Source organism: Sphingobium salicis subsp. salicis, assembly GCF_049472635.1.
Taxonomy (GTDB): Bacteria; Pseudomonadota; Alphaproteobacteria; order Sphingomonadales; family Sphingomonadaceae; genus Sphingobium; species Sphingobium yanoikuyae_A.
Genome location: NZ_JAYRCS010000006.1, coordinates 1 through 11,313 on the forward strand (window position 1 = coordinate 1; position 11,313 = coordinate 11,313).

Consider the following 11,313-nt stretch of genomic DNA (forward strand, 5'->3'; position numbering starts at 1 on the left):
AGGTTGTCCTTTTCTCCTCTAATTTTCCCAGCTTTCCAACGTGAACGGACCGTGTTCGTCGGAATGCCGAGGCATTGGCCTGCCTCTGCTAAAGACATGCGGACCAGTTCCATAGAAGCCTCATGCTAAGTTACCAATGGAATGGTGTTAGCACGCTTTAGAAGTCTAATTCGCTGGTTTCTGCCGGCGGCAAAATCCAGCGAACATCGCCGTGACCTGGTCACCGCGTAGAGGCTTGGTGTCCCGCTGAGCCCAAGCCCTGAAATCGTTGGCCACCATATCAATATCTCGCGCAGGATGAGGCAGATTGGCCAAAGCGATGGCGCCGAAAGGTGTATGTCGGATCGACCCAGTCGGGAACTCAATCGCAGGCGCAGCGACCTGTTCGACCGATCCATCACGTCGCGCCTTCCGGCCGACCTTTGATCCGTCGAGCTCGCGCTTGGTGGCCGTCCGATCGGGGGCGGATTTGACCTGCCAAGACAGGCGTACCGACGCGACGGATCGGCCGCTCTTCAGTGGCTCATAGGTCACGCGAAATCCGGCGAGTTGGTTCACCTCGGCAATGGCCGGATCGAGCGCTCGTTGCCGAAGATGGATCCAGCTAGTCAGCTTGCCGACAGGCACTCCGAGACGAGCGCGCAGATCGTCCAGGGAGAATGTCTCAGTGGTCTTGTGGTTGAGGCCAGCGCGCAGCGCGATCAGTTCGTAAAGCCGGAGGGAATAGCGGCTCTCGAAGGCCATGACTGCGCGCCTGGACAATACCGCCCAGTGGTCGGAATTGGCGAAAACGGTGCGCAGGACGCGGCTGAAGGACCATTCCAGATCGCCACGGTCGTCCTCGTCGCGGGCCACGTAGTCGAGCAGCGGGCCAGAAATGACGCGCATCCGGCCTTTGACCTTGGCCGATGGGGCTGTGACCTCAACCAACGTGGTCTGCAACTCGCGCAGGGTGTCGATGCGCTCGGCCAACGTCATGTGCCCCAAGCCGGTCTGGTAGAGATCCGAGAGCGCCATCGTGTGCGTCGTGTTGTCGGCCAGCTTCACCCCGGCGTCCTTCACCAGCAGGTGCCATAACTTCTGCGCCCGCAGGCTCAGGGCCTTCTGGCCAGCCTTGAACACCATATCGACCTGACGACCCGAGGCGACGAGTTCGTCAGTACGATCTGCCCGATCAACGAGAGCTTGCTTCATGGGAATGCGCATAAGCACACTCATAAAACACACATATGTGTTTTCAAGTGTGTTTTATCTCCCAATATGTGTGCTTTCGCTCCCAATATGTGTGCTTTCGCTCCCAATATGTGTGTTTTAGGCTCAAAAAACGGCAGTTTTCTGCGGGGTTCAGGGGGGGTGAACCTTAGAACCTTAAGAACAATTAGGGCGCTGCGCGCAGTTTTGCCGCTCGCGAGCGGCGTTAGCGTATGGGGATCCCTGTGAGCCCCCAACGATACGTCGCGAAAAGCTATCGGTGGCAAAGACCGGGACGGTGAGAAGGGGAGCGTAGCGATCCTTCTCCAAGCTAACTCATGACGCACCGTAGCAAGGCTATCAGGGGGAAGAGGAGGTGAACTCAGTTCTAAAACGGCCACAGAAGGATCTAGAGGCCATTTCCGCCCTTTTGGGCAGCATAGGCCGCCTGAACATGCAAATCGTCCTCAGCGAGCTTCGTAGCGGGCCCTTTGGCCCGTACCCGTACCAAATCCTGAGTTTTTCGCAGTTCCTCAGCTTGCTGCAGAACTGAACCAATTGGCTTCGCGAGATTCTCCACAGGATTGAGCCAGCGGCGAATCTCGAGAGGCGCATCTTTCAGGCGTTCCAATACGCTATTGACCCGATCAATCAGCGGATTGAGCTGTGCAAGCAGGCGCTCGACCTGCGTTTCATTCGTGGCCAAATTGGTTTCTCGAGTATCCAAGTTATGGGCGCGGTCATCTAGTTCTGCTGTCCGTCGCTCGACCTCCTGGCCATCTTTGCGGATTTTTTCTGCATCCTCGAGCTGTTTGGACCGCATGCGGTGGGATATCTCCGCGGTGCGGCTGACCCACTCCCACGCTGGTATGATTTTGGCCCTCAGGCTGGCTTTTTCCTCAGCTGGCAGCTTGGTATCGAACCAGATTACACGCTTCCGTTGGTCGGTGGTGTCCGGGGCACCCCGCTGGATTTTCCCTTCGGAGATCGCCTCGAGGCCAATTATGATGGCCGTCTCCCGTTCATTTTGAGCTGTCTCACGGTCCTTTAGGGCGGTTTCCCGCCTCACAGCTTCCTTCTTCACGCGCTCGGCCTCAGCGCGCTCCTCCGCCGCCTTTTTGCGGTCTTCATCCGCAGCGGTCCGTGCCGCTGCTGCAGCCTCACGATCCAGACGGGCCGCGTTCTGCTGCTCGCTCGCCGCCGTCGCTTTTGCTTTTGCATCAGCGATTTCCTTCGCCACTGTCTCCTCCGCCTCAGCTTTCAGGCGATCGGCCAGCTGCTGGCCGGTTTCGATCATCTTGATCATCGCATCGGCGCCGGCCGCTTCCTTCGCCTTCAGCGACTTCCTCAGGCGCGCGGCCTCCTCGCCTTGGCGTGACGCCTGAGGGTCGCGAAGCCGCCTCTCACGCATTTCCTCAGGGCCAATTTCGCTTCCTCTTGTCCCGCGCTTTAGGCCAAGGTGGGCCACGAACGCGGACCACTCATCGTGCTCCCGCTCGAGCGCGAATTTCGATCCGCCACGGATCTCTTTCGCGGCCAGGGTCGTCTTTACGACCGGCTTCGGCGCGGTCCCATCCTTGCGCTTGCGCCCCCTCTGTGCGTGTTCGCGCGTGACCAGCGGAATGGATACCACATGGCAGTGCGGCGTCTTTTCGTCGAAATGCCAGCAAAGCGACACCAGGTTGTCGCCGTGCTTTGTTCGGACGAAATCCTCAACGGCCTTCACCAGCGGATCCGCCATTAGCTGATCGATGGTGGCCTTCTCCCAGCCTGAGGGAAACTGACGTTCCCAGTAGTCTGGCGAAGCGCCGTACAAATCTTCGAACGCGAGCACCGCGTTCTTTCGGATCTTGGTCACCCCGGCCTCTGCGAGCCGGTCCTTGATCCGGTCGGTCAGATTCTGACCGGGCAGATCAAGGACTTCGACCGTGCCCAGCTTTTTGGGGTCAGCGTTGGGCACCTCGATCGAACGCGTGTTGTGTCCATGAGCGGCTGCGATCGTCTCCCAGGAGCTGATCTTGCCATGCGAAAGGGTTGCGAACATTGCCATACCCGAAGGGTAGGCCCTTTCATTTGAAAAATAAAGGTGGCACTCGGGCCACCTTTTTTCGGTCTGCGCCTCGAAATAAAGGAGGCGTCCTCGCCAGGCGCTGCGCCCTGGACCAGCTTGCGGGCCTGCGGCCCGACCTCGACCAGGCTGCGCCGGTCGAGGTGTTCGGGGATATCCCCCCCACCCCTCGCTTTCTCCTGCATCCTGGTGTATTGACAAAAACGTCAATACAGGAGCAGTCGTGACATTCGAGTGGGATCCAAACAAAGCGGCTTCGAATCTGACGAAGCATCGCGTCTCATTCGACCTTGCTACGTTGGTCTGGAAAGATCCGCTCCATGTGCTGCTTGAAGATCGTAACGATCCGGCGACCGGTGAGCAGCGTTGGCATGCGGTAGGCAGGGTCGGTGACCAGATCATCCTCGTGGTGGTTCATACTTACCCAGATCCAGATGATGATGAACATGTTCGGATCATCGGCGCCCGAAAAGCGACCAGTCATGAAAGGAAGCGCTATGAAGCTGAACTATGAGCTCAGCCCAGAGCAGCAAAAGCTGCTCGCAGATCTAGCGGCAATGTCCGATGATCAGATCGACACCTCGGATATTCCTGAAGCCCGACCGGAAGCCTGGAACGAGGCGCGCCGGCCACTTTATAAGCCGCTCAAGAAGCCGGTGACACTGCGTGTCGATCTGGATGTTCTCGCTTGGTATAAAACCCACGCTCAGAGTGGGCGATATCAGACCGAGATGAACCGTATTCTCCGTAAGCATATGCTTGATGAAGAGGCAGCGCACAGCCACGGATAAGGGGTCACCGGCGACCGAATGACCACCAGCTCCTGCGGGGAGGCTCAGCGCTTTGTACCTGCTCTTCGAGGGACCTTACCCGTTCCTCAAAGGCTCGCTGGGCCCTTTCGCGCCAGTAATCACGATCCGCCTTTACCTCGTCGACCGTTGCGATCAGGCCTGCGGCTTCAGCTCTTAACCGGTCCGCTTCTGAAGCACGATCGGCCAGTACATCGCGTTCGGCTCGGACTTGCGCGAGCTGCCGCGCGACAATCAGGATGAGAGAGCAGCGTCAATCAAGATGAGAATCGCCACCTGCTGATCCGGCGTAGGGCGTAGCCCGGAGCCGGATCAGCAGGTGGCGATTGCGCCCTTTCTGGGGGCGTTTCTGGTGGTTGCGGCCGGTCAGGTACTCAGAGGCATAACTTCGAGAGAGGGGATGCCGCGGATGCCGGGCCGCCACGTCAACGATCATCAGATGAGGCTCTACATGAAGTTCCGACATACCCATGCCGTGCCGGTGGCCGCTGCAAAGGCCGGGATCAGCACGGCGACAGCCTATCGCATTGAGGGAGATCCTCGGCTTCCATCCCAGAAACAGGCCCAGCGAGAGCGGCGGCGCCCGGATCCGTTAGCCGGGATATTCGAGGAAGAGGTCGTGCCCTTGCTTCAGGCGGCGCCTGGCATCAGGGTGGTTGCCATTTTCGAGGAGATGCTGCGCCGGCATCCTGATCTCGATGCGGGCATCCGACGAACATTGGAGCGACGTATCCGGGCGTGGCGGGCCATTCATGGCCCTGAACAGGAAGTGATCTTCCGACAGACGCATGAACCAGGACGGCTCGGCCTGTCGGACTTCACCGAGATGAAGGATGAGGAGGTAACGGTCGCTGGCGTGCCGCTCGACCATCGCCTCTACCATTTCCGTCTGATGTGGTCGGGCTTCGAACACGCCCATGTCATTCTGGGCGGCGAGAGCTATGTCGCTTTGGCCGAGGGGCTGCAAAACGCCCTGTGGGCCGTCGGCGGCGCCCCGACCGAGCATCGCAGCGACAGCCTGTCGGCCGCGTTCCGTAACCTGGATGCCGACGCCCGGCAGGATCTGACGCTGCGCTATGACGCCCTGTGCGAACATTATGGCATGACGCCGACGCGCAACAACCGCGGCATTGCCCATGAGAATGGCGGGATCGAGAGCCCGCACGGGCATTTGAAGGCGGCTATAAAGGACGCGCTGCTGATGCGCGGATCGCGGGACTTCGATGATCTGGCGAGTTACCGGCACTTCATCGACGAGGTCGTCAGCCGCAAGAACCGCCGCAATGGCCCGCGCATCGACGCCGAGCGTGCGGTATTGCAGCCGCTGCCTGGCGCGCGCACCAGCGATTATGAGGAGACGATCGTCACGGTCACCTCGAGCAGCAGCTTCACCCTTCGCAAGGTGTTCTACACCGTGCCCTCACGGCTGATCGGACACAGGCTACGGGTCCGGCTTTACGATGACCGGCTCGATCTCTTCATCGGCGGCACCCACCTGATGACGTTGCGGCGCGGACGGTCCTTCAACAATGGCGCCCACGGCCATGTGGTCGATTATCGGCACGTCATCCATAGCCTGCGGCGCAAACCCATGGCGCTCCTGAAGCTGGTCTATCGTGACCAGCTGTTCCCAAGGGAGCCGTATCATCAGACCTTTGACCGGCTCATCGCCGCGTTGCCCGAACGGACCGCTTGCCGGCAGATGGTAGAGCTGTTGGCAATGGCGCACGAAAGAGCCTGCGAAGCGGAACTCGCGGAACTGCTGGCCGCTGACGTGGCTGCCGATCGTCTCCCTGACATGGATGCCTTGCGGAAACGCTTTGCTCCAGATCCAGCGGCGCTTCCCGATGTGGTGGTGGAACTGGTCCCCCTTGCCACCTACGATGTTCTCCTGACGGGAGAAGCCGCATGAGCCGGAACGCACCCGCTATCGACGCCCAGCGCCTGAGCCTCATCCTCAACGACCTGCGCCTGCCGGCGATCAAACTGGTCTGGTCCGACTTCACCACGCGGGCCGATAAGGAAGGCTGGCCTGGCGCCCGTCTGCTCGCGGCGCTCGCCGAGCATGAGATCGCAGAACGGGATCGTCGCCGGATCGAAAGGCATCTGGGCGAAGCCCGCCTGCCACCGGGCAAGACCCTCGACAGCTTCGCCTTCGACGCGGTGCCGATGATCTCGCGCGCCCAGGTCACAGCGCTGTGTTCCGGCGATGGCTGGCTCGAAAAAGGCGCCAACCTCATCCTGTTCGGTCCACCGGGCGGGGGTAAAACCCATCTGGCAGCGGCAATCGGTCTCGCGCTGATCGAAAATGGCTGGCGTGTCCTGTTCACTCGCACCTCCGATCTGGTCCAGAAACTTCAGGTCGCCCGCCGCGAACTGGCGCTCGAGGCCGCGATCGCCAAGCTCGACAAATATCATCTGCTGGTCCTCGACGACCTCGCATATGTGACCAAGGATCAGGCCGAAACGTCCGTCCTGTTCGAGCTGATCAGCGCGCGGTACGAACGGCGCTCCACGCTCATCACCGCCAACCAGCCCTTCGGTGAATGGAACCGGGTCTTCCCCGATCCCGCCATGACGCTCGCCGCCGTGGACCGCCTTGTGCATCACGCGACGATCTTCGAAATGAACGTCGAGAGCTACCGCCGCCGCTCGGCGATCCAGCGACAATCACGCGCTGGCCGGCCAGCGACCTTCGCGACAATCAAGTCCACCGAGGAAATGTCGCGCAGCGACAATCAAACCTGCGAGTAGCGCTTGCCAGCGTCAATCAAAGCAGGCACCACATGAACACCGCGACGATCAGTTCTCATCCTGATTGACGCCAGCTTCTCATCCAGATCGCCGCGCTATAGCGAGCTCCATCCGCAATGTGGTGATATGATCCTGCAGGGCGACCACTTCGCCTTCGAAGCTAAGTTGCGAGTAACTTAGCTTTGGCATCTCTTTCGCACTTGGATCAACCCAGACGAACACCTTGCCAAGGTTGGGGGCGTTTGCGGGAGGGGGCGGAATCCTACGCCAAGCTCGCCCAGATAGCCGGCGCGAGATCTTACTTGTTGCTGCCTTCTACGGTCGCGCCAGAAAGGCGACGGCTCAGTTCTATCCGGCGATGGCTACGCATTTTGAAGGTGTCTGGCCCAACGCGCCGATACTCAATGAAGCCGAGAGAACGCCAAAATCGCTCTGCCGCTTCATTCGCTTCCAGCACGGCCAACCGAATCTCTGTGGCACCTCTCGCAGCGGCCCAGCTTTCGACCGTCGAGTAAATTGAGCGTCCGACGCCACGACCACGCTGTGCGGCATCTACGATCATGAAGCCGAGATACCATGTGCCATCACGCGGATAATCGCGGAGGATGGCCGCGATTGCATATAGGCCGCCAGGCCCCTTCCATCCCAGGACAGCTTGATTGTGGGCGCTCTTTTCGGGCGGCACATCGGAGAAAAGCTCGCGAGCATCGTCCAGCGTGGGCGCGGCCCCGTCCTGCAACAGGAAATAGTCGCTGCAACGGTTGTACAGGTCTGCAACGTCTGCGGCGTCCGCTTGGGTAAGTTTGATCGGGGCTCCCGTCATCATCATCGCGTTTTGGCAGCAAGCACGCGCTGACCGTAATCCCGGAGTTCCCCGTTGGGACCGACATAGCGGTAGAGAGTGACGCGCTCGATCCCGAGTTCCTTGCAGAGGTCGGAAACGGACGTGTCGCGTTGGGCCATAGCAGCCTGAGCGAGCCGCACCTGGGCCTTGGAGAGGGCGAACTTGCGGCCACCCTTGCGTCCCCGCGCGCGGGCAGCGGCCAGGCCAGCCATGGTGCGCTCGCGGATCATATCCCGCTCAAACTCCGCCAGTGTGGCAAAAATGCCGAACACCATCCGGCCCGATGGCGTCGTGGTGTCGATCTGCGCGCCCTTGCCGGTGAGCACCCGCAGACCGATACCGCGATCCGACAGATTCTGCACCGTGCTGACCAGGTGGGTGAGCGTTCGGCCGAGCCGGTCGAGCTTCCAAACGATGAGGACATCGCCGTCGCGCAACGATTTCAGGCAGGCGGCAAGACCGGGGCGATCATCACGGCTACCGGATGCACGATCATCATAGATATTGCCTGGCTCGACACCGGCAGCGCGAAGGGCATCGTGCTGCAGGTCGAGCGACTGCGAGCCGTCGGCTTTGGACACGCGGGCGTAGCCGATCAGCATGGATCACAAACGAAGGTTTGAGGCGGTGACGAACATGAGCACATAAGATTGGGCTATTGTGTATCTTAACCAGCATCTCAATCAAGCTATCTCAAACCGTAGCTCGGAAAGAATAAGGAGCATGTATGCCGCGTCGCGTGACCCTGACCGATCGACAGCGCGAGGCGCTGCTTCACTTGCCGGTCGATCAAGGTGAGCTGCTGCGGCACTATACCCTCAGCGATGAGGATCTCGGGCATATCCGCCAGCGCCGGCGCGCCCACAATCGTTTTGGCTTCGCGCTGCAACTGTGCGTCCTGCGCTACCCGGGCCGGGTGCTCGCTCCTGGCGAGTTGATCCCGGCGCAGGTATCGGATTTCATCGCGGCCCAGCTCGGCCTGACCAGCGACGATCTACTCCTCTATGCCGCGCGCGAGGAGACCCGGCACGAGCATCTGGCGGACCTTCGCCGAATCTACGGCTATCGCTCCTTTTCGGGGCGGGGCGCACGGGATTTGCGCGAATGGATCGCTCGGGAAGCCGAGGCGGCGACATCGAATGAGGATCTTGCCCGTCGCTTCGTTGCGGAGTGTCGCCGCACCCGCACGATCCTTCCCGGCTCCTCGACGATCGAGCGCCTTTGCGCCGATGCGCTGGTTGAGGCCGAGCGCCGGATCGAGGATCTTATCGCCCATCGCATCACGCCAACCCTGAGCGAGAATTTGGCTCACCTGTTGGAGGATACGGTGGATGGTCGCGTCACGCGCTTCGTATGGCTGCGACAGTTCGAGGTTGGCGCAAATTCAGCAGCCGCTAACCGGCTGATGGATCGACTGGAATATCTTCAAAGGTTCGATCTTCCGGCGGATTTGCTGGACGGCGTGCCGGCGCATCGTGTGACCCGGCTTCGCCGGCAGGGCGAGCGCTATTACGCCGACGGCATGCGTGATCTGCCCGAAGACAGGCGGCTTGCGATCCTCGCTGTCTGCACCCTGGAATGGCGGTCATCGCTGGCCGATGTCATCGTGGAGACCCACGATCGCATCGTAGGCCGTCTCTATCGGGCCTCCGAACGCCTTTGCAACACCAGGATCGCCGACGAAAAGGCGGCCGTTCGGGACACGCTGAAGTCCTTTGCCGAAATCGGTGGTGCTTTGCTTGGAGCGCAGGACGATGGCACGGCCCTGGACGGGATAATCGCCACCGGGCCTGGCTGGGAACGGTTCAGAACCCTTGTCGCCACGGCCTCCGCGCTGACCAACGTGCTCGCGGCCGACCCGCTCAGCCGTGTGCTGGACGGCTATCACCGTTTCCGCCTCTACGCGCCCAGGATGCTGCGCCTGCTCGACATGCAGGCGGCGCCGATCGCCACGCCTCTTCTGGCGGCCGTTGCGATGCTGCGTAACGGGATCAAGGTCGATCCGCCGGTGGATTTTCTACGTCCCAACTCGAAATGGCATCGTCATCTTCGCGCTGAGCCCAGCGGCGACCACCGGCTTTGGGAAATCGCGGTGCTGTTCCACATCCGCGACGCCTTCCGGTCCGGTGACATATGGTTGGCGGGATCGCGCCGCTATGGCGACCTCAAGCAGCTTCTGGTCCCGCCACAGGCGATAGAGCAGACCGCGCGGCTCGCCGTGCCGCTGCGACCCGGCGAATGGCTGGCCGAGCGCAGGGCTCGACTGGATACACGGCTGAAGGAGTTTGGCCGCGCGGCGCGAACCGGCACGATCCCAGGCGGCATCATCGAGAACGGCAAGCTGCACATCGACAAGCTGAGGGCCGACACGCCCGAAGGGGCCGAGGATCTCGTGCTCGATCTCTATCAACAGCTCCCGCCCGCGAGGATCACCGATCTGTTGCTGGAAGTCGATGAGCGAACCGGATTTTCCGAGGCGTTCACGCATCTGCGCACCGGCGCGCCCTGCAGCGACCGGATCGGCCTGATGAACGTGTTGCTGGCGGAAGGCGTCAATCTCGGTTTGCGCAAGATGGCGGCGGCGACCAACACGCACAGCTTCTGGGAATTGCTGCGGATCGCGCGCTGGCATGTCGAAGGCAGCGCCTATGATCGGGCGCTCGCCATGATCGTGGAGGCCCACGCCGCCCTGCCCATGGCCGCCTTCTGGGGACAAGGGCAATCGGCATCCAGCGACGGGCAGTTCTTCCTTGCTACCGAGCAGGGCGAGGCGATGAATCTGATCAACGCGAAATATGGCAACGTCCCGGGCCTCAAGGGATACAGCCATGTGTCCGATCAATATGCGCCGTTCGCAACCCAGGTGATCCCGGCAACGGTCAGCGAGGCTCCCTATATCCTGGACGGGCTGCTCATGAATGACGCGGGCCGCCGCGTTCGCCAGCATTTTGCCGACACGGGCGGCTTCACCGATCATGTGTTCGCCGCCTGCGCCTTGCTCGGCTACAGGTTCGCCCCCCGTATCCGCGATCTCCCTCAGAAAAGACTCTATGCCTTCACGCCCAACGCGACGCCGGCCAATGTGCGAGCGCTGGTCGGAGGTAAGATCAATGAACCGCTCATCGAGCGCAACTGGCCCGACATCCTGCGCATCATGGCGACGATCGCAGCGGGGATCGTCGCCCCCAGCCAGATTCTTCGCAAGCTCGCCTCTTACCCGCGCCAGAATGAGCTGGCCCTCGCATTGCGAGAGGTGGGCCGCATCGAGCGAACCCTGTTCATGATCGACTGGATTCTTGATGCCGGCCTCCAGCGCCAGGCTCAGATCGGCCTCAACAAGGGTGAGGCCCACCACGCCCTAAAGCGCGCCATCAGCTTCCACCGCCGAGGTGAAATCCGGGATCGATCCGGCGAAGGCCAGCACTATCGCATCGCCGGAATGAACCTGCTCGCCGCCATCATCATATTCTGGAACACCATGAAGCTCGGCGAGGTCGTCAATACCCGGGCCGCCAGCGGTACCCATATCGCGCCTGATCTACTCGCCCACGTCTCGCCGTTGGGATGGGAACACATCAATCTAACCGGGGAATATCGCTGGCCCAAATCCTTAGCGTAGGATTCCGCCCCCTCCCGCAAACGCCCCC

The 11,313-nt window shown here is 61.1% G+C and carries 9 protein-coding genes; 5 read left to right on the forward strand and 4 right to left on the reverse strand.

Features of this window, described 5'->3' with window-relative positions; genetic code table 11:
• Window positions 1-165: 165 nt before the first annotated feature.
• Window positions 166-1,206 (reverse strand): replication initiation protein, encoded by a 1,041-nt coding sequence (locus tag VHN57_RS27575; RefSeq protein ID WP_286999912.1) that lies wholly within the window; start codon window positions 1,204-1,206, stop codon window positions 166-168.
• A gap of 394 nt (window positions 1,207-1,600) precedes the next feature.
• Complete coding sequence (locus VHN57_RS27580) at window positions 1,601-3,235, reverse strand: plasmid recombination protein (protein WP_286999908.1); 1,635 nt, start codon at window positions 3,233-3,235, stop codon at window positions 1,601-1,603.
• Between the two features lie 247 nt (window positions 3,236-3,482).
• On the opposite strand from VHN57_RS27580, the gene VHN57_RS27585 reads away from it, so the two are divergent.
• The 4 genes from VHN57_RS27585 to istB all read left to right on the forward strand — a co-directional run bounded on the left by VHN57_RS27585 (window position 3,483) and on the right by istB (window position 6,822).
• The gene (locus tag VHN57_RS27585; protein WP_353744022.1) at window positions 3,483-3,773 is read left to right on the forward strand and encodes a BrnT family toxin; all 291 of its coding nucleotides are present in this window, start codon (window positions 3,483-3,485) and stop codon (window positions 3,771-3,773) included.
• Window positions 3,757-4,050 (forward strand): BrnA antitoxin family protein, encoded by a 294-nt coding sequence (locus tag VHN57_RS27590; RefSeq protein WP_286999910.1) that lies wholly within the window; start codon window positions 3,757-3,759, stop codon window positions 4,048-4,050. The genes VHN57_RS27585 and VHN57_RS27590 overlap by 17 nt, the downstream gene beginning before the upstream one ends.
• A gap of 427 nt (window positions 4,051-4,477) precedes the next feature.
• On the forward strand, window positions 4,478-5,980 hold the full coding sequence (gene istA, locus VHN57_RS27595) for an IS21 family transposase (RefSeq protein WP_380799335.1): 1,503 nt from the start codon (window positions 4,478-4,480) through the stop codon (window positions 5,978-5,980).
• On the forward strand, window positions 5,977-6,822 hold the full coding sequence (gene istB, locus VHN57_RS27600; protein WP_380798881.1) for an IS21-like element helper ATPase IstB: 846 nt from the start codon (window positions 5,977-5,979) through the stop codon (window positions 6,820-6,822). Before istA ends, istB begins: the two co-directional genes overlap by 4 nt.
• Window positions 6,823-7,120: 298 nt before the next feature.
• On the opposite strand, the gene VHN57_RS27605 is transcribed toward istB, so the two are convergent.
• Both VHN57_RS27605 and VHN57_RS27610 read right to left on the reverse strand, forming a co-directional pair.
• Entirely contained in the window at window positions 7,121-7,651 is a 531-nt protein-coding gene (locus VHN57_RS27605; RefSeq protein ID WP_007686150.1) for a GNAT family N-acetyltransferase, read from the reverse strand.
• The gene (locus VHN57_RS27610) at window positions 7,648-8,268 is read right to left on the reverse strand and encodes a recombinase family protein (RefSeq protein WP_008832583.1); all 621 of its coding nucleotides are present in this window, start codon (window positions 8,266-8,268) and stop codon (window positions 7,648-7,650) included. The genes VHN57_RS27605 and VHN57_RS27610 overlap by 4 nt, the downstream gene beginning before the upstream one ends.
• Before the next feature lie 125 nt (window positions 8,269-8,393).
• Here VHN57_RS27610 and VHN57_RS27615 point away from each other — a divergent pair, with 125 nt between their 5' ends.
• Window positions 8,394-11,285: a Tn3 family transposase gene (locus VHN57_RS27615; RefSeq protein WP_016746447.1), complete on the forward strand. Its 2,892-nt coding sequence runs from the start codon at window positions 8,394-8,396 to the stop codon at window positions 11,283-11,285.
• The last annotated feature ends 28 nt before the right edge of the window (window positions 11,286-11,313 follow it).